Here is a 17,278-nt window from a genome sequence, read left to right on the forward strand (position 1 = left end):
TCGCTTAAAATGGATCTTTTAGGGCAGGCTTAGTTAACCGGTAAATTAGTCTGCAAAAATTGCAGCATATTCCCACCCATGACCTTGCTTATAGATTCCTTTGACACACCTTTGTTTAAAAGGGACTGAGTGATGAGTGCCAACTGGCTGGTATCGAATGCCGTAGTGACAGCACCATCAAAATCTGAACCTAGAGAAACGTGCTCATCGCCAACCAAGTTGATGCCATAAATGATCGCATCTGCTATATCTGTTGGTTGAGTACTACATATGGCACCATCCCAATGACCAACAGCAATAAGGCCTCCAGCTTGGGCAATTTGTTGCATTAAGCCATCATTAATATTGCGTTTTGATTGACAGTGACCATAGAAGCCTGTGTGACTAACTACTAGCGGCGAGGTGCTAATTGCTAGCACATCTTTAACGGTTTGTTCAGATGAATGGGATACATCGACAATAATGTCTAACTGCTGCATTTTTTTGACAGCCTGTTTACCAAATTCAGTTAAGCCCATTTGGCTTGTGCCATGCAATGAGCCGCCTAATTTGTTGTCAAAAAAGTGTTGCAAGCTCATCATTCGAAAACCTTTGTTGTACAGAACTTGAATGTTCTCCAACTCTCCATCTAACGCGTGAGAACCTTCTGTTCCCAAAAGCCCAGCAACCAACTTAGGATGTTGTAGACGCTTTTCTAAAAATGTCGCTAGTGTTGTTTGCGAAGTGACCACAACAAAATCGTTTGCATGCTCTTGCGCTTGTTCTAAAAGTTTATCAGCTTGAAATAATGCCCTTGCAGTTAAGCTAGTCCAGGTGTCCATCGGCCAACCTTGAACTAATGCTAATCGAGTAATGTTGTCTGCGGCATCTGTGTTATTTTCTTCGTAATTTAGTCCCACTGGCGATTTGGTTACAGTAGTAAACATTTGTAACGCAACATTACCTTGCTGCAAACGCGGAATGTCCACATGTCCAGTTTGCCCGTGCTCAGACAAATCCCTGTTCCACAGCAGTGAATCAGCATGCCAATCGCCTACTATTAACGAATTATGAAATGCTTGAGCATCTTGACTGATCGTGATGGTGTCAACCGGCTCCACTTTGTTCATTTGTTGTTCCAAATAGCTTGGTACAAAAATGCGAACACCAGTATAACCAAGTAACACCACTGCTAAGGCAGTTAATGCAACACGAGTTCTCTTCATTGAGTTCTCCAATATTAAGGCAGGGATCAGACTAGGTTGTGTGCCTATTTCTGAAAGGCTTTTTGCAAGTATGCATTAAATGCGGGCATAGCTTCAACTCTAGCTTGAGCAATCACTTTAGCTTCTGGCATTTCGTTTAATTTGGCTAATAGTTCCTTGGCTCCAGGCACTTCGGCTAATAAGTCGATATCAAATAACTTAGTTGCTATTGGCAGCGCTATATCAGCAGAATACAAAAAGAAAATATCTGCAGCGGTAAACTGGTCGCCAGCGATATATGGAGAAAAAGAAGCGACTCTAGAGAGTGACTGCATGCCGTTTAATAGTGCACGTTTAACTTCTTTTTTAGTGATATCCTCTCCTGGTACACCCCAAAAAGCTTCTGCCATACAACGCCTTGCAGGCAATTCCATATAAAGCTCAAGCATTTTTATCAGCTCTTTGGTTTTGGCTTTCTGAAATGGGTCTTCGGGATATAATTTGATGCCAGAATAATTATCATCTAGGTATTCTAAAATGACATTGGTTTCAATCAAGACACCATGTTCCGTTTCTAACGCAGGCACTTTTCCCGTAGGGGATATAGCTAAATATTCTGGTGTTTGATTTGGGTAGGTTATCACTTCTTGGTAATCGATTTTTTTTAGATCAGCGGCCAATTTCACCATATTGAAGTAATTGCTAACGGCAAACCCATATAATTTAAGCATAACATTCTCCCAACTTATAAAAGAAAGCATAATGTGCTTGTTTATCCACAAAGACACAACATTTGAATACTTATAGTTATGAATAAGAGCTGAAAAGCACTTGAGGTAATCTATGTAAGATTATGTTTTTTAGTAACTAATTTTTTGTATCGTAAATTTTGTGTAGTAAAACCTTCTTTAAAATGTCACTGAAATTAAACTCTATTGTCATCACTTCCTAGCACTCTAGCGCCCGAAAATTAAATACAAAAAGGGAACCATGGTGCGCAACAATAAACAATTACCTTTTCATTATTCGAGTCTTGGAATGCTCGTGGCAGCTGCATTATTTGCACAGCATTCGTATGCCCAAGAAAACACCCAAGAAGCTGAAATAGAAGAAATCAGTGTTATCGGTAAAAGTGTTTCTTATGCCAATAACCAGACATCGGAGACGATGTTATTGCAGCAAAGTTCGCTTACCAGTGTTCTGTCCGTTATCGATAATTTACCTGGTGTATTAATTAATGAAGGGGATACCTTCGGAACAGATGATTGGTCAACCACTGTTTCTATTCGAGGATTCCAGTTAAGTCTAGATCAACAGCAGATTGGTATCACCGTCGATGGTATTGCCAATGGTAATTCCAACTATGGTGGTGGCGCTAAAGCGAATCGTTATATCGACACTGAAAATCTTGCAACTGTTGAAGTGTCTCAAGGTACATCTGATATAGCATCTCGTTCTAACGAAGCCCTAGGCGGCACATTAAATTTCGTAACTATTGAGCCTGGCACTGAAGAACAAATGATTTTTAGTACCACATTGGGTGATTTCGATGCGCAAAAAATGTTTGTGCGTTATGAAACCGGCGAAATAGCTAAAGATACTTATGCGTGGTTTAGTGTTTCAAGTTCTAGCAATACCGATTGGGTTAATCAATCGGCTGAAAATACTCGCGATCACATTGCCGCAAAAATCATAAGCAGTTATGGCGACACTGATTTAACCGCATATTTTTCTTGGGATGATGCCCATGAAGACAACTACCAACGAGTTAGTTTGGATCAGTTTGTTCAAAATCCAGATTGGGATCGCTTAACGTCTGAATGGACTGGGATTCCCTATATCGATCAATTATATCGTAAAGGCTGGTCGACACTACGTGAAAATCGGTTTGCTTATGTTGAATTAGAGCATGATTTCGGTTCTGTAGTCGTCAATGCTAATGCCTATTATCATTACAATGAAGGTCGTGGCGATTGGATCCCTCAATACCTAGTGGATGTGGAAGCTGATGGCACGGATCAGCCTCATTCTGAGTTGGTTTCTGGCAATACCGTAGAAGGTGGCAGTGCGTTGTCGACAATCTACTTTGTGGATGCTACTGGCGTTGCTTTGTCACCCATTGATGGTTGTGTAAGTTCAATCACCTTCCCTTATGGCGGAGCCGGTGCCGAATATGATCCAGCGTGTTATGCATCTGGTGCATTGCCGGTTAGTTCTTATCGCCATACTCACTATGAAAAAGAGCGTATTGGATTTAATGCTGATTTTTCTTGGATTGCGCAAATAAACGACATGCAGAACAATCTTCGCGGTGGGATTTGGTATGAAGATTATGATCGTAACGAGTCTCGAGATTGGCACAAAATAATTGATTCTAGAGTTGGTTATGAGTTCGATAATACCCCTTATTGGGTGCAATATGACCGTTCTTTCCCTGTTGAAACTACCATGTTGTTTTTGGAAGACACCCTTGAGGCAGATATGTTCACCGCACGTTTTGGTGTTAAACAATTTTACGTAGATTTAGAGCGGACCGACAACTTTGGTGAGACTGAAAACGTCAGTATTTCGTCAGATTCCGATTTGTTGTTAAGCGCTGGTTTAGTGGTCCAAACCGGTCTTGACGGTTTAGAAGTATTTGCTGGCTATGCTGAAAACTTTGCTGCCATTAAAGACACAGTGCTTGAAGCTGATTCATCTCAGTTAGCAGATATATCGCCTGAAACGGCAGAAAATCTAGATTTAGGTGTTCGTTACAATGGCGACATTGTTACTGCAAGTTTGACTTATTATTCAATTAAATTTGAAGACAGATTGACATTTATTGCGCCTGATTCACCGGATGGAATTGATTTCTTAATCGGCACCAATGGCGGATATGTAAACGTTGGGGGTATCGATTCTAGCGGTCTTGAAGCTAGTATCAATATTCAAGTAAATGACAACTTAAGCGTTTACGGTTCATTTACTAAAAATGACGCTGAATATACTGATGGTTCAATTGATTACCCAGTTGGAAATACCGTATTTGGTTCTGCCGAACATATGGCGGTTATTTCAATTGATTGGAATAGAAATAATTATATCGCAGGGCTATCGACGAAATGGGTAGATGACCGTTTTATCGATGCGGCGAATACGCAAGTCGCAGATGCCTATTTAGTATCTGATTTTTATGCTGGTGTAATTATTGATGATTTGGGCGAAAGTGTTGATTCTATTGAGCTTCGTCTTACCGTAAATAATATGTTTGATGAAAGCTATTTAGGCGGTATTTCTGGTCAATCAGCTTGGATTGGAGCTCCTCGTACTGCTGCATTCAACGCTATGGTTAAATTTTAATTAAAATGCTTTATGTGTGACCCTGTGTCTTTGGGCTGCTTTTGCAGCCCTTTTTTTATGGAGAAATTGAATGAAACGTGCATTGGTTATGATTTTATGTTTGTTTACTTTACTGGCAAGTTCGTTGGCCAGTAGTGCTGAAAACCTTATACTCATATCCCTCGATGGGGTTCGCTGGCAAGATGTGTATCGAGGTTATGAACCTAAGTTGTACAGCGCAAATATTAACTCTGCTATTAAACAGCGCCAACTTGAACAGTTTGGCGGTTCTTCTGCAAGTGAAAAAAGAACTAGGCTTATGCCGTTTCTTTGGTCGAAAATTGCAAATAGTGGGCTATTGCTGGGTAATCGAGATATTAATTCTGCCATGACAGTAAACAATTCCATGTGGTTTTCATACCCTGGATATAACGAGCTATTAACCGGTAAAGCCGATCCAACGATTCGTGATAATGCAGCCAATAACAACAAAAACGTTACTTTTTTGGAATGGTTAAATCAACAACCAATTTATCAACATAAGGTTGCTGTATTCGGTAGTTGGGATGTATTTCCGGCAATCATTAATCGGCAACGAAGTGGATTGCCAATCAATGCTGGTTTTGAATCTGCAGACTGGCAAAATCTGTCAGAAAGAACCGAGTGGCTAAATCAATTGCAACAAAATATACCTAGCCCATGGCATAACGTACGCTTGGATGCTTTTACAATGGGTTTTGCAGAAGAATATGTTGAACAATTTAAACCCAAAGTGTTGTATTTGGCTTTAGGTGAAACAGATGACTTTGCGCACAATGGCAGTTATTGGCAATATGTGGATGCACTACATCGTGCAGATAGCTTAATCGCAAATTTATGGCAGAAGCTACAAAGTATGCCGGAATATGCAGGTAAGACTAATCTCATTATTACCACTGATCACGGGCGTGGTGAAACACTGAAAAGCTGGCCTCACCATGGCAGCCCTGAAGCAGTAAAGGGTTATATTAATGCAGAAGCAGAGTTCAAAAATGGGATAGTGGGTTCAAACCAAATTTGGCTCGCTGCCATGGGGCCAGACGTAAAGCAAATGATGGCAAACGATCATCCATTAGGAGAGCAAAAAAACACGCAAAGATTTAGTTTGGACCAAGTTGCCGCTACAGCCCTTCGTTTGTTAAATATAAAGCCAGACCAATTTAATGATGACATTGGTAAAGCTATTGAGGTAAACCAGCAATGAAAATCAATATTTATGCTGTTTGCTTGATTTTATTATTGAGTTCTCATGGTTTTGTATTCGCCCAGCAAGCAACGACTAAACCTATCACCAAGATTTTATTTGGTTCTTGTGTGCATCAAGATAAACCACAACCTATTTGGGCACCGATTAATCAACAAAAGCCAGATCTGTTTATGCTGTTAGGCGACAATATTTACGGTGATACAGAAGATATGCAGGTGTTAGCGGAAAAATACCAAAAACAAGCTAATGTTCCTGGCTTTAAACAATTAAGAGAAACGACGCCAGTGGTGGGAATCTGGGATGATCATGATTTTGGTGTAAATGATGGTGGTGCGGAATATCCTCAAAAGCAAGCATCCAAACAACTTATGCTAGATTATTTTAAAGAGCCTGATAATAGTCAAAGACGTAGTCGAGAAGATGGTGCTTATACTGCCTATATATACGGGCCGCTAGGACAGCAAGTACAGGTGATATTATTAGATTTGCGTTGGAATCGCAGTGCTCTTCATGCAGTATCGAAAACTCAATATGAAAAAATGAAATCACCTAATAACTTAGGCCCGTACGAGCCTGATCCTTCTGGTAAGGGCATGATGTTAGGTGAAACTCAGTGGCAATGGTTAGAAGAACAATTAAAACAGCCTGCTGATTTACGTATTTTAGTGTCTAGTATCCAGTTTATTTCTGAATTTACTGGCTGGGAAAGCTGGGCTAATTTTCCGCACGAGCGTGAACGCATGCTTGCCTTACTAGATGAGTTGAATATCAAGAACTTGTTCGCTATCAGTGGTGATACACATTGGGGGGAATTGTCAGTAGATAAAACCGAAAAAGGACAATCTATATGGGAGCTGACTTCATCAGGTTTGACAGAAAGCTGGCATCAAATAAGTCCCAATGAACATCGACAAGGTCAAGCATTTATTGATGCAAACTTTGGGCAAATTGATATTCAATGGCCTAACTCAAATGATACAAAAGATGAAATTAAGGTTAGCTTGAGTCTCAAAGACACTCAGGGTGACTTGTTATTACAACAACATTTATCATTTTAAGATAAGGAATCTAGGTATTCAGCAACATACTGTTAATTGTGATTACCTTTTGCCATACTAAATTTTCGTTAAGATCAACTAAGCACTAGAGTAAAGTTAATGTGTGGCAGATTCGCAAATCATGTGGGGGCAATGCACGGTTGGGCAGATATTTTATCAGACTGGCCAGCGCAGGCTGAATTGGGCTTTAATATAGCCCCCACTCAAATGGCTCCTATTGTGACGCCAGATGGATGCGAGGTCTTTCGCTGGGGGTTGTTACCTAGTTGGGTGAAAACTGCGAATACTGAATTTTCCACTTTCAATGCACGGCTCAAAACTCTAAGTGAAAAGCCCTCATTTCGACATGCGTGGGAAACCGGACAACGCTGTATTGTTCCAGCGTTAGGTTATTATGAATGGCGACAAGAAAATGGGCATAAACAAGCTTATTTTGTCTGTCGTAAAGACGGTAACCCGATTTTATTTGGTGGTTTATATGAGTCACCGAGAAAAGATGCCCCTGGTTCATTTACTATCATTACCCGTCCCTCAGAAGGTGAGTTACAACCTCTGCATCACGCCATGCCTTTGATGTTCGATAGACAATTAGCTAAACAATGGTTTGACGCTGACCAAAACCTTTGTCAAAGCGAAGAGATAGCATGGTTACCTTACGCAGACGATTACAAGTATTATCCGGTGTCTAGTCAAGTCAATAAAGTCGCCAACCAAGGCCCTGAGCTTATTCAAGAAACAGAGCCGGAAAGTCAAATTCAACAGGGTTTTGGCTTTTAAAAAAGGGGTGAGTTAATTATCGTTTCCCCCTTTATTTTTAACTCTTTACTACCCATCTATAGTTTATCTGGAATACATTGTAATGATTGGTAAATGGACATACTCAGTGAAGCAGGAAACTATCGAAAGGAACTTATTGGGCTAACAGCGATGCTCATATTTCCTATGCTTTTCATTGTTTTGAGCAAACTTATTAAGTGGGCAAAAAGAAACTCTAAAGGCGCCTTTGTTTTTTTAGCCATATTTCCTCTTATTTCGCTGTTTCCAATTCCCCCTTCGGCAACTGAAAGCCTAGATAAACAAAAACGCGAGCAAATTAAACGCGGTGAAGAATCCGGCGATCCTCCTGATGATATGAACGTAGATCATCAAGAACAATGAACGTTCGAAACTAAAAGGCGTCTAACATCGTTAAGAAAACTGCCTCGTCGGCATTATGTTAGAGATACTATTGTTATTGGTTTGATATGAATCAAAGAGGTGTTAAATGTGGGATGAAAGATACGCTGACAAAGACTATGCTTATGGCAAAGAGCCGAATACTTTTTTAGCAGAAAATTATCAAGCTATTCCACAAGGTCGGGTTTTGAGTTTGGCTGAAGGAGAGGGCCGTAACGCGGTATTTCTTGCTCAAAAAGGGTATTCAGTTACGGCAGTAGATGGCTCTGAAGTAGGCTTGAAAAAGGCTGAAATGTTGGCAAAAGAAAAGGGGGTTGAAATAGAGCTAATTCATGCTGATCTAGCCGAGTTCTATATTGGTGAAGATATATGGGATGGCATTATTTCTATATTCTGTCCATTGCCTACCGAATTACGCAGCCATGTATACAAAAACGCGGTTAATGGGCTCAAAGCTGGTGGTGTGTTTTTGCTAGAAGCTTATACTCCCGAACAGTTAAAGCATGCGACCGGAGGCGGAAAATCGATTGATTCAATGACCACTAAAGAGTCGTTGCTATCGGATCTCGGAAGGCTGAATTTCAGCCAATTACAAGAAATAGAACGAGACGTTATCGAGGGGATATACCACACTGGTAAAGGGGCTGTGATACAGGCAGTCGCAACTAAATAAGGCACACATTTAACAACTGTTGTTAGCGCTGTTTGCGTCTGCCACAGGTCATGATTTGATAAAATTTGGAGATTATGTGAATGAAAGATTTACCCCATCAATATACTGTAATTGCTCAAGGCAATGTATCTGGCAGTTTAACTGCGAAATGCGAAAACTTGCCAGATATTGACGTAGCCCCACCTTCACAGTTTGGTGGAGCAGGTGATAAATGGTCCCCAGAAGATCTTTTTATGGCCTCAATTGCAAACTGTTTTGTTTTATCATTTCGTGCGATAGCTAGAGTAGCGAAGTTAGAGTGGCATTCGATTGAATGTTCATCAGAGGGTGAGTTAGACAAGCTTGATGGCAAAATTCAGTTCACTAAAGTCAAATCAAAAGTCAGACTGGTTATTCCAAGCACCGAAAACAAAGATAATGCAGAAAGATTACTGATTAAATCAGATGAAAAATGCCTCATTCGTAATTCGATTTCCTGTAGTACCAGTATTGAGTGTGAAATCATATACGGCGACGAATAGTAGAGAAGCAAAAAAGGCGCAGAGTTAATTCACTTTGCGTCTTTTTTATTGGAGTTTAAGGTATGAAGTTTTTGGTTTTTTTGGGGACTGTGCGTAATAGTACTCCCCCTAAACCTGCGCGTCTTGGCGAGCGAGTATGTAAAGCCTGCATAGCATGTTTAAACCATCGCTACGCGGCGCATACATTTGAGCTGGTGGATGCACTGGATTACCCGTTGCAGCCTGTTTTCAAGCCGCACTTTGCTTATTCTAGAAGCCAAGCGCCTACTGAGCTCAATCAGTTAGCCGACAAAATTCAATCAAGTGATGGTTACATCATGATAAGCCCTGAATATAATCATTCTATGAGTCCGGCATTGGCCAACCTGCTAAACCACTTTGGTAGCTCTATATTTTCCTATAAACCCAGTGCAATAGTCACCTATTCTGCCGGGCAATGGGGAGGTATGCGCGCAGCAGTGGGAATGCGCACTTTTCTTGCTGAATTAGGTTGCCTGCCTGTTTCGGCTATGATTCATGTGCCCAAAGCGCAAGACGTATTCTCTGAGGATGGTTCGCCACAAATCGGCGAAGACCAAGAATCATGGTTTAATTACTTTGCTCGCACCTTCAATCAATTAATTTGGTGGGCAGAAGCGGCCAATCTGCATCGAGCTCAAATTGACCCTCACAATATGGTGAAGGACTTTAAAACAAACCCTTCCCAGCGCAATGCACCTTAGTCTGTTTATTAAGCTTTTAGGAATTGCTTGTTAGATACTGATACAGCATCTAAACTCTGCACAATCAATGTTCAAAGGGCTTTTTGGTGATAATTCAGGTTATTCCAAATAAACAATAAGGATATGCCAGCATGTTAAGCTCAACAGCAAGTTGTCTTTGTAAAGCGGTGACAATTACCGCAAATGAAATTAATCCGAAGTTTACAGTATGTCATTGTGATTCATGCAGAGGCTGGGGCGGAGGACCTTTTTTTGCGGTGCAGTGTGGTAAAAATGTCACTATAGAAGGGCTTGATAAGGTAAAAATGTATCAATCATCAACCTGGGCTTCCCGTGGCTTTTGCGCTGAATGTGGTACCCATTTGTTTTTTAAATTCAGTCAAACTGGTGATTACAATATGCCAATTGGCATCTTTCACCAACTCGATGGGTTAGAAATGGATATGCAGTATTTCAGTGATCAACGTCCGAATTATTATTGTTTTTCTAATCAGACTAAAGAACTCAGCAGAGCTGAAATAATGGATTATTTTGCGAAAAATCCATAAAAATATCGATTAAAAGCGAGTTTGCACAGAAAATATGCAAAAAGCGGTTTTTTAGTTTTCGTTTCATATTTGAAGACACATTAACGACTATGGTGTTTTCGATTATGAAAACGCGAATGACGTTTTGCCTCAAAACAATGCCGTACTGTTCGCCGTGCCTAGGTGAGACACACAATATACTTCCACTGCTTTTGTTGACTGGGATTTAACCTGCGACCTAGCAAGTAATCACATTGGCTGCGCAGGTTAAAATGGCAGTTTTTTGCTAGATTTTACTGACACATCATTAGGCACGGGAAACAGCGTTTAGGTTGCTGGCATTGACTTTTTAACCTTGGATTCCCTTCATACACTGCCATCGTGCCTTATGGTGCATCCAGTGATTGACAGTCAACAAGATATTTGTGTCCAGAATTGGCTCTATTTTATATTTTATATTTTACATTTGAGTTGAGTCGCTAATATTGATGACCAATTTGACTCTTCTGAAAAATTATTAGCCAGTCCATCTGGGTTTTCTTCAGTGAGTTTTTTAACACCATGCTCTATCATATAATCTGGAATGTACTGGGGTTTTCCAAGGTTTTGTATGAAGTCGCAAGCTGCCTGCATTGACTCTGGGGATTCAATAAACGCCGTAAGTTTTTGTTGAAACTTATCTTGTTCAAGGGCTGTGAGTGACCAGATTGAGTGTTTCTGAATAATATTAATCGCCTGATGTGCAGTTGCATCAACAACTCTCTTAGAATCATAAATTCCGTAAGCACTGGCTAGTACATAATTGTAAATTGCGAGCTCGTCTTCACCATCGATAATGCACTGTTTAATTGAAGGGTATAAATCAACGGGGCTGATAGTCTGGTTTAGCGAGTTTTTATCGATACATACAGTTGCTAGTTTAGGGGCTAAATAGGTAGGAAGTGCGTCTACTTTTTCGGTTTTTTCACTTGGTGTGCAAGATAATATTGGTTCTTCCCTGAGCACTTTTACTTCCCATTCGTCGGCTATACTATTACTGTGTTGCGCGGTAACCACATATCTCATACATTCCTTCGCATCCAAAGGTAACATACGCAGCTCTGTTACTTTGCTCCTGACATTTTTAGTAGTGGCTAAGTTGATATAGTGAAATCCAGGTTTGACGTTTTTAACCTGTGTGCCGACTTCCATTTTTCCATCAATTGAGACAATGGTAACGTCATAGTTGTCCAAATCAGATGCTTGGCTTCGGGTGCCATCGATAACTGCATACGGCTTAGACGCGCATCCGCCCAGCACTACTAGCGCAATTAGAAAAAAGCACTTTTGTAGACTTTGATACTTCATTTTATATCCCTATTTTTTCTATTCCATTATTACTAACAGTTAAAAGCCATTTACATCTAGGCTAATTATGTTTGTTAACCTATGATTAAACTATAACATCGAGGAATAGTACTAAGTCAAATTCGCTAGGTATTTTGGCAAGGAGATTCTATGCTCATTGAGATTTAAAAAGGTATAGTTAACCGAGATATTTTCAGTCAGTTGTGACTTGTGGTTAACAGGGTTATCGTATTGCATGTTTATCCCCTTTATTTTAAAACCAAACAAATCTAATGGTCTCAATTTGAAAATAGTCGGCTATATATAACCTAGCAATTATAAAAAGGTGAAAATTATAATGAGTTCCTCATCGATGAAACATAAAGAATATAAAAGTATTCTGCGTGATCTTCAGATTCAATTAGTCAAACTTCAGAATCATATTATCAACAATAATTTGCGGCTTTTGGTTATTTTTGAAGGTAGAGACTCTGCTGGAAAAGACGGAATTATTAAACGAATTACAGAGCATTTGAGCCCACGAGACACTCGAGTAGTTGCCCTGGGAAAACCGTCAGATCGCGAAGTAAATTCATGGTACTTTCAGCGCTACGTGAGTCATCTTCCTTGTGCTCAAGAAATGGTTTTGATGAATCGAAGTTGGTACAACCGAGCTGGGGTTGAGCGGGTAATGGGGTTCTGTAGCGAAGCTGAGTATCAACATTTTATGCAGACAGTTATTCAGTTTGAACGCATGTTGATAGAGTCGGGGATTCACATTGTTAAATATTATTTGGATATATCTAAACAAGAGCAAATTGCCAGATTAGACGACAGACATACAAATCCGCTAAAACAATGGAAAATCAGCCCCATTGACGAAGTTGCGGTTGCCAAATGGGACGAGTATAGCGAAGCGCGTAATGAAATGCTTAATCGCAGCCATAGTGACACTACACCTTGGTATGTGGTGAGTGCTGATGATAAAAAACAAGCCAGAATAAATGTGATTCGTCATTTGTTGTCAATTATCGATTACAAAAATAACCTCAACGAAAACAGTAAAGTTGACGGAAATGTGGTCTTTCAGTTTGAACCGCAAAACTTGCACAATGGTAAAATTAGCAGCTAGTCAGAAATGCAATGGTGAAAAATTGCAGTCAATATTTTTAATTTTTGATAGATCTTTGATTGTTTGGCTTCAAGCGTTGGCTAAGGAAACTGGGTGTTGAGATCGTTAAATTCAAGAGAAAAAATTGCATACCGAAAATCATTTTAGGATTGGATGTTGAGCAAATATAGGCGATTTTGGCTACCTGTGTGCACTAATATGACGGTTCTTTTCAAAGTGAGAAACTTGCTATACAAACTCGATTAAGCGCTGCAGATCGATATCATGAAGAAGCGGGATTAGACCGCCTCTGTGAAAAACATGAACGTCAGACGCAATAGTAAAGTCTTTCATGCTCTAGCCGTTCTATTCAGAAAGCTCTTGTTTGCGATTAATTATGATAGTGACCAATAATAATGATAAAACAATTGCGGGAATAGCATTGGCAACCGCATCATAAACCACGTGAAAATAAATTGCCCCAAGCATAATAACTAGCAAACCACTTGCAGCGTAAACACTTAGCTTTTTAAACCAGATCCCAATAGCCCCTACTAATTCACTTGCACCAATAAAATAACCGAACCAGATAGGTAACCCCATTGCTGCGAAGGATAAGTGCAATTGTTCAACTCCAGCCAATTTAGCCAATCCAGCCGCTGCAAAGGCAAAAGAAGCTAAACCAACTGATACCAGCATCGTAAATTTTGTAACTTTTTTCATAATTCAATTCCTATTTTTTGAGGTTATCTAAACAACTGCTTAGTTAATGAATTAAGAATAATCGAATAGCTACTTAATAAATATTGAATGTTTTTAATGAAGTTATAAACTAATACTTTATGTTTTAGAGTGTGAATATGAAACTTGATCAACTAACTATGTTCGTTACTGTCGCTCGGCTGGGATCTTTAAGTCTGGCTAGTGCGCACTTAAATAAAACCCAACCAGCAATTAGTCAAAGCATTCGACAACTTGAAAGTTCTTTCAATTTAAGTTTGTTTAATCGTTCGGGTTATCGCTTAGAATTAACTGAAGTAGGGAATGTTTTATATCAAAAAGCAACCAGTCTTTTGGATGAAGCAAATGCGTTGCAACAAACTGCTAAATACATGGTGCTGGGAAATGAAACCAGCATTACCCTAGCAATTGAGGCATCATTTAATTTAAAACTGATTCTGCCATTATTAGAAAACGTACAAAACCAGTTCCCCAACACGCAAATCATTATCAAACAAGAATATTTAACGGGGGCGTTTGAAGCGATAAAAAACAAAAAAGCAATACTGTGCATAACCCCGTATCAAGAGGTTTTACATAAAGATTCAGAAATTGAAGAGCACTTCTTAACGAATGGTGCACTGGTCAATGTAGCATCACCTCGATTAATTAAACGGCATCCTAATTTACAAAGTCGCCGCGAACTTTTACATGAATATCAGATTGTTGTGCAGGATTCAGGGAGTGGATTCAAAGATACTGAATGGGGCGTGCAAGACGGTCAAAGAAGGTGGTATGTGAATGATTATCAAACTAAAAAAATGTTGATAGAAAGTGCTATGGGGTGGGGGAAAATACCCGATTACTTAGCAGCGCAAGGTATTCAAAATGGAACATTGGCTTTACTTAAATTAACTGATGTTAAAAACGAAATGCTAGCGAGATACCATATTATGAAAAACAAATCAGAGTTGTTAGGGCCTGTTGCTCAAGCCGTTTGGGAGCAATTTAAACATTACCGATTCAATTAGTCTTAGTTGCTTATTTCTAAATTAACACTTACACAATGCTGGTAAGTATCGCCAACACATAGTTCAACTTTCATCAAACTCAATTGTGTCTGAATTAAACATCAAGGTCACGTTATCGCCATAATGAATATTAACGATAGGTGGCGCTAATATTTCGATTATATTTTGCTGTTGAAAGTGCTGGGTTTTGGTCTCGGGGTGAGGATAGTAGACCCAAGCATCAAATTGCTGAACTTGAAACTTAATTTGGCATTTGACCAAAGAGAAGGTTTCTTGATTGAATCCTTTTGCCCAATGAAGGTTTTCGAAACAAAAAGTGGGTTTTAGAATACGAAATGCACAAACCGGAAGTTGCACATTCAAGGTTCCATCAAAACACTCACTAATATCTAATCCCAAGTGTTTGAAAAAGGGTCTCTGCATTTCAATTGTGCCAGCAGGATAGGGCGAGCCTGCACCTTTGCCTGAGGCTACTTGGTGTCCTTGAACCACAACCCCTGAGATGATGATTTGAGGTGATGACATTGAGCTAGCACTTCAGTAAGGTTTTGTTGGCGTGAATACCCACAATTAAGCCAGAAACGTTAAATGCTATTTCCACACTGTCACCGCTTTTGAAATTGCCATTTATAAGGTTCATTTGCTGCAAAGTTTCAATCAGTTGCTTGGATATTTTAACTAGCTCGTTATTACAGGTTCTTAATTCCCAGCCATTTTCGAATTGGCTTAGAATTGCCGACTTTTGATGGTGACTTGCCAGTAGCGCCTTTTGCTGTAAGTAATCTTGATAATGTTTTTGGTAACGTTGGCTAATTTGACTGTAATCTTGGGATTGTTGGTCATCAATATTGTGTATTTCTACTGACGTATAGCGCAAAGTCTCTGGTGATTGGCGTAATTCATAAGATTGCCATGCGACTAGACCTAACAATAAGATTGTGCCTGTTGCAAAAGTCGCGCGCTGAAAGTTGTGGAACCAAGTATATAGCTTGGATTTTGATTCGGTGCTTTGCATCAACTGACGCTTCATGCTGCCCGTCGTTTGAACCTTGGTTTTACGTTGTTGATATAGCTCAGATATCCGAGTTTCAAAATGTTCTGTTTGTTTTGACGACCCTTGATCGTGTTCATGGGACTTAGTCATGGTATTTCTCTAATTGTTCACGAAGTGAATTCTTCGCGTATCTAATCCGACTTTTTACTGTCTCTACACCACAACCGGTAATATCGGCAATTTCTTGTAGACCGAATCCTTCTTGTTGTAAGCAGAATCCTTCTCGTTGCTCAAATGGTAAAGACATTAAGACCTTGTCAAAAATAGTTTCAATGGGATCAGCAAATTCAAAGGACGTTTTTAGCTGATCCAGAGGAGCGCCGGTTAATGGTTCACATCGTGTGCTGCGCCTAAATTCATCAATCAATAAATTTCTGGCAACTGTAAATAGCCAAGCATTGAATCGCCCCGATTCTTTGTATAAATGTGGCCTTTCAAACACTTTTAACCAAGTTCTTTGACTGATATCTTTGGCTAAATGCATATCAGATTGGGTAACTAAAAAATGGTAAAGGTCATTCGCACAGTTATCGTAAAGTTGTTCAAATAGTTTTTTATCGCTACTTTGTGCAAACCGGACAATTAGCCATTCGTTAGAATGACTAATTGAGAACAAAGATTTAATCGCTAAAGTTATACTCACTCAACTTCCTTTATGGCAGTGAAAATAGTTAGCTTTCTAATTTAAAGTCTAACACAACTTCTAATCCTGTCTGCTCGATGGGTTTACCATCTTTTATTTGGGGTCTGTATTTCCATTTTTTTAACGCTTTTCGCGCTTCACGATCAAATGTCCGTTTGGGGTTAGCATCGATGATTTGTATGTTTTGCACAGATCCACTGGCATCAATACTAAATTGCAGTTTCACCCAACCTTGAATCCCGTCTCTGGCTGCATCGGCAGGATATTTCGGTGAAATACGCACCATAGGCGTAGTTTCCGCATCTTGAATCGTTAAAAATTGATTTTCTGCGGCGATTTCTTGAGTAGGGACCTCAACCGTAAAGTTGGCGGTTAAGTTGCTATCATTAGGCTCAAACACCTCCTTTGGTTGTATTGTTTGCGGCATTAACTTAGGAGGTTCAATGGGTTTAATTTTTGTTCTTTCTATTGATTTACTGTCTTGGGTGTTAAATACAGGATCGACAAATACCCCAGCTGTCGGCGGTGTTATGTAATCTGCATTTTGTGCTGTTAGTTTTTGCATTATCACAAATAAGCCGAAAGTAATGATGGCTGCAGAACCAATAAAACCAGATATTTTAAAACCAGAGTGATGATAGGGATGTAGCATAATATTTTGCATTTGTGTTCCTGCTATTTGATGGATTTAATAACTAAACGAATCAAAATTAGAAATAGGGTTAAGGGGATGCAGGAAATATTAAAAAATATTTTTTATGAATAGCGTTTTTAGGAAAAATGTAACTTGGGCGAGTTAGGGCGAAGTTTTATTGTTTTAGATCTGCACTCAATAAACATTCGCGTTTATTTTCGAGATGACGATAAAGTGTGGAGTGAAGTTTTTGTTGTTTATTCAAATAATAGCCTACAAAATGATAGTGTAGCTCAGCCCAACATATCAGCGCAGTCAATTTTTTTGAGTT

19 protein-coding genes are annotated in these 17,278 nt (G+C 39.5%); 11 read left to right on the plus strand and 8 right to left on the minus strand.

What is annotated here, in order from left to right; translation table 11 throughout:
- Positions 1–29: 29 nt before the first annotated feature.
- Positions 30–1,205: a dipeptidase gene (locus VUI23_RS02210; protein WP_342806640.1), complete on the minus strand. Its 1,176-nt coding sequence runs from the start codon at positions 1,203–1,205 to the stop codon at positions 30–32.
- A gap of 44 nt (positions 1,206–1,249) precedes the next feature.
- Positions 1,250–1,915, minus strand: coding sequence for a glutathione S-transferase (locus VUI23_RS02215; protein ID WP_342806642.1), 666 nt, complete (start codon positions 1,913–1,915; stop codon positions 1,250–1,252).
- Between the two features lie 307 nt (positions 1,916–2,222).
- On the opposite strand from VUI23_RS02215, the gene VUI23_RS02220 reads away from it, so the two are divergent.
- From VUI23_RS02220 to VUI23_RS02260, 9 genes are all read left to right on the plus strand, one after another.
- Complete coding sequence (locus VUI23_RS02220) at positions 2,223–4,526, plus strand: TonB-dependent receptor (RefSeq protein ID WP_342808226.1); 2,304 nt, start codon at positions 2,223–2,225, stop codon at positions 4,524–4,526.
- A 70-nt stretch (positions 4,527–4,596) separates the two neighbouring features.
- A complete protein-coding gene (locus tag VUI23_RS02225) occupies positions 4,597–5,748 on the plus strand; it encodes an alkaline phosphatase family protein (RefSeq protein WP_342806644.1) in 1,152 nt (383 codons plus the stop codon).
- Positions 5,745–6,809, plus strand: coding sequence for an alkaline phosphatase D family protein (locus VUI23_RS02230; RefSeq protein WP_342806646.1), 1,065 nt, complete (start codon positions 5,745–5,747; stop codon positions 6,807–6,809). Before VUI23_RS02225 ends, VUI23_RS02230 begins: the two co-directional genes overlap by 4 nt.
- Positions 6,810–6,908: 99 nt before the next feature.
- On the plus strand, positions 6,909–7,586 hold the full coding sequence (locus VUI23_RS02235; protein WP_216047971.1) for an SOS response-associated peptidase: 678 nt from the start codon (positions 6,909–6,911) through the stop codon (positions 7,584–7,586).
- Between the two features lie 93 nt (positions 7,587–7,679).
- On the plus strand, positions 7,680–7,967 hold the full coding sequence (locus tag VUI23_RS02240) for a hypothetical protein (RefSeq protein ID WP_252729047.1): 288 nt from the start codon (positions 7,680–7,682) through the stop codon (positions 7,965–7,967).
- Between the two features lie 106 nt (positions 7,968–8,073).
- Positions 8,074–8,658 carry a class I SAM-dependent methyltransferase gene (locus VUI23_RS02245; RefSeq protein ID WP_342806648.1) on the plus strand — a complete coding sequence of 195 codons (585 nt, stop codon included), beginning with the start codon at positions 8,074–8,076 and terminating at the stop codon, positions 8,656–8,658.
- A gap of 80 nt (positions 8,659–8,738) precedes the next feature.
- Positions 8,739–9,179, plus strand: a complete 441-nt coding sequence (locus VUI23_RS02250; protein WP_342806650.1) for an OsmC family protein — start codon at positions 8,739–8,741, stop codon at positions 9,177–9,179.
- A 62-nt stretch (positions 9,180–9,241) separates the two neighbouring features.
- Complete coding sequence (locus VUI23_RS02255) at positions 9,242–9,901, plus strand: NAD(P)H-dependent oxidoreductase (RefSeq protein WP_342806652.1); 660 nt, start codon at positions 9,242–9,244, stop codon at positions 9,899–9,901.
- Between the two features lie 131 nt (positions 9,902–10,032).
- Positions 10,033–10,449: a GFA family protein gene (locus VUI23_RS02260; RefSeq protein ID WP_342806654.1), complete on the plus strand. Its 417-nt coding sequence runs from the start codon at positions 10,033–10,035 to the stop codon at positions 10,447–10,449.
- A gap of 432 nt (positions 10,450–10,881) precedes the next feature.
- On the opposite strand, the gene VUI23_RS02265 is transcribed toward VUI23_RS02260, so the two are convergent.
- Positions 10,882–11,775, minus strand: a complete 894-nt coding sequence (locus VUI23_RS02265) for a hypothetical protein (protein ID WP_216047976.1) — start codon at positions 11,773–11,775, stop codon at positions 10,882–10,884.
- A 337-nt stretch (positions 11,776–12,112) separates the two neighbouring features.
- On the opposite strand from VUI23_RS02265, the gene ppk2 reads away from it, so the two are divergent.
- On the plus strand, positions 12,113–12,886 hold the full coding sequence (gene ppk2, locus VUI23_RS02270; protein ID WP_303502040.1) for a polyphosphate kinase 2: 774 nt from the start codon (positions 12,113–12,115) through the stop codon (positions 12,884–12,886).
- Positions 12,887–13,231: 345 nt separating this feature from the next.
- Here the strand turns inward: ppk2 and VUI23_RS02275 are convergent, their stop codons facing one another.
- Positions 13,232–13,588 (minus strand): DoxX family protein, encoded by a 357-nt coding sequence (locus VUI23_RS02275; protein WP_252729049.1) that lies wholly within the window; start codon positions 13,586–13,588, stop codon positions 13,232–13,234.
- Positions 13,589–13,725: 137 nt separating this feature from the next.
- Here VUI23_RS02275 and VUI23_RS02280 point away from each other — a divergent pair, with 137 nt between their 5' ends.
- Entirely contained in the window at positions 13,726–14,616 is an 891-nt protein-coding gene (locus tag VUI23_RS02280) for a LysR family transcriptional regulator (protein WP_216047978.1), read from the plus strand.
- A 63-nt stretch (positions 14,617–14,679) separates the two neighbouring features.
- Here VUI23_RS02280 and VUI23_RS02285 read toward each other — a convergent pair whose 3' ends face one another.
- From VUI23_RS02285 to VUI23_RS02300, 4 genes are read right to left on the minus strand one after another with little or no spacing between them, the layout of a single operon-like run.
- A complete protein-coding gene (locus tag VUI23_RS02285; RefSeq protein WP_342806656.1) occupies positions 14,680–15,141 on the minus strand; it encodes a hypothetical protein in 462 nt (153 codons plus the stop codon).
- Positions 15,142–15,145: 4 nt separating this feature from the next.
- Positions 15,146–15,760, minus strand: coding sequence for a hypothetical protein (locus VUI23_RS02290; protein WP_342806658.1), 615 nt, complete (start codon positions 15,758–15,760; stop codon positions 15,146–15,148).
- Positions 15,753–16,313, minus strand: a complete 561-nt coding sequence (locus VUI23_RS02295; RefSeq protein WP_342806660.1) for a sigma-70 family RNA polymerase sigma factor — start codon at positions 16,311–16,313, stop codon at positions 15,753–15,755. Before VUI23_RS02295 ends, VUI23_RS02290 begins: the two co-directional genes overlap by 8 nt.
- 28 nt (positions 16,314–16,341) lie before the next feature.
- Positions 16,342–16,977: an energy transducer TonB gene (locus tag VUI23_RS02300; protein WP_216047981.1), complete on the minus strand. Its 636-nt coding sequence runs from the start codon at positions 16,975–16,977 to the stop codon at positions 16,342–16,344.
- Positions 16,978–17,278 lie beyond the last annotated feature (301 nt).

The sequence above is a fragment of the Alteromonas sp. M12 genome (assembly GCF_037478005.1).
Classification (GTDB): Bacteria; Pseudomonadota; Gammaproteobacteria; order Enterobacterales; family Alteromonadaceae; genus Aliiglaciecola; species Aliiglaciecola lipolytica_A.

Bases quoted from the DNA above. Each gene is read 5' to 3' on its own strand.
- VUI23_RS02250 (WP_342806650.1), top strand. From the start codon at position 8,739: ATGAAAGATTTACCCCATCAATATACTGTAATTGCTCAAGGCAATGTA.
- VUI23_RS02255 (WP_342806652.1), top strand. From the start codon at position 9,242: ATGAAGTTTTTGGTTTTTTTGGGGACTGTGCGTAATAGTACTCCCCCT.
- VUI23_RS02285 (WP_342806656.1), bottom strand. From the start codon at position 15,141: ATGTCATCACCTCAAATCATCATCTCAGGGGTTGTGGTTCAAGGACAC.
- VUI23_RS02260 (WP_342806654.1), top strand. From the start codon at position 10,033: ATGTTAAGCTCAACAGCAAGTTGTCTTTGTAAAGCGGTGACAATTACC.
- VUI23_RS02225 (WP_342806644.1), top strand. From the start codon at position 4,597: ATGAAACGTGCATTGGTTATGATTTTATGTTTGTTTACTTTACTGGCA.
- VUI23_RS02240 (WP_252729047.1), top strand. From the start codon at position 7,680: ATGGACATACTCAGTGAAGCAGGAAACTATCGAAAGGAACTTATTGGG.
- VUI23_RS02275 (WP_252729049.1), bottom strand. From the start codon at position 13,588: ATGAAAAAAGTTACAAAATTTACGATGCTGGTATCAGTTGGTTTAGCT.
- VUI23_RS02300 (WP_216047981.1), bottom strand. From the start codon at position 16,977: ATGCAAAATATTATGCTACATCCCTATCATCACTCTGGTTTTAAAATA.
- VUI23_RS02290 (WP_342806658.1), bottom strand. From the start codon at position 15,760: ATGACTAAGTCCCATGAACACGATCAAGGGTCGTCAAAACAAACAGAA.
- VUI23_RS02280 (WP_216047978.1), top strand. From the start codon at position 13,726: ATGAAACTTGATCAACTAACTATGTTCGTTACTGTCGCTCGGCTGGGA.
- VUI23_RS02215 (WP_342806642.1), bottom strand. From the start codon at position 1,915: ATGCTTAAATTATATGGGTTTGCCGTTAGCAATTACTTCAATATGGTG.
- ppk2 (WP_303502040.1), top strand. From the start codon at position 12,113: ATGAGTTCCTCATCGATGAAACATAAAGAATATAAAAGTATTCTGCGT.
- VUI23_RS02210 (WP_342806640.1), bottom strand. From the start codon at position 1,205: ATGAAGAGAACTCGTGTTGCATTAACTGCCTTAGCAGTGGTGTTACTT.
- VUI23_RS02220 (WP_342808226.1), top strand. From the start codon at position 2,223: ATGCTCGTGGCAGCTGCATTATTTGCACAGCATTCGTATGCCCAAGAA.
- VUI23_RS02265 (WP_216047976.1), bottom strand. From the start codon at position 11,775: ATGAAGTATCAAAGTCTACAAAAGTGCTTTTTTCTAATTGCGCTAGTA.
- VUI23_RS02245 (WP_342806648.1), top strand. From the start codon at position 8,074: ATGTGGGATGAAAGATACGCTGACAAAGACTATGCTTATGGCAAAGAG.
- VUI23_RS02230 (WP_342806646.1), top strand. From the start codon at position 5,745: ATGAAAATCAATATTTATGCTGTTTGCTTGATTTTATTATTGAGTTCT.
- VUI23_RS02235 (WP_216047971.1), top strand. From the start codon at position 6,909: ATGTGTGGCAGATTCGCAAATCATGTGGGGGCAATGCACGGTTGGGCA.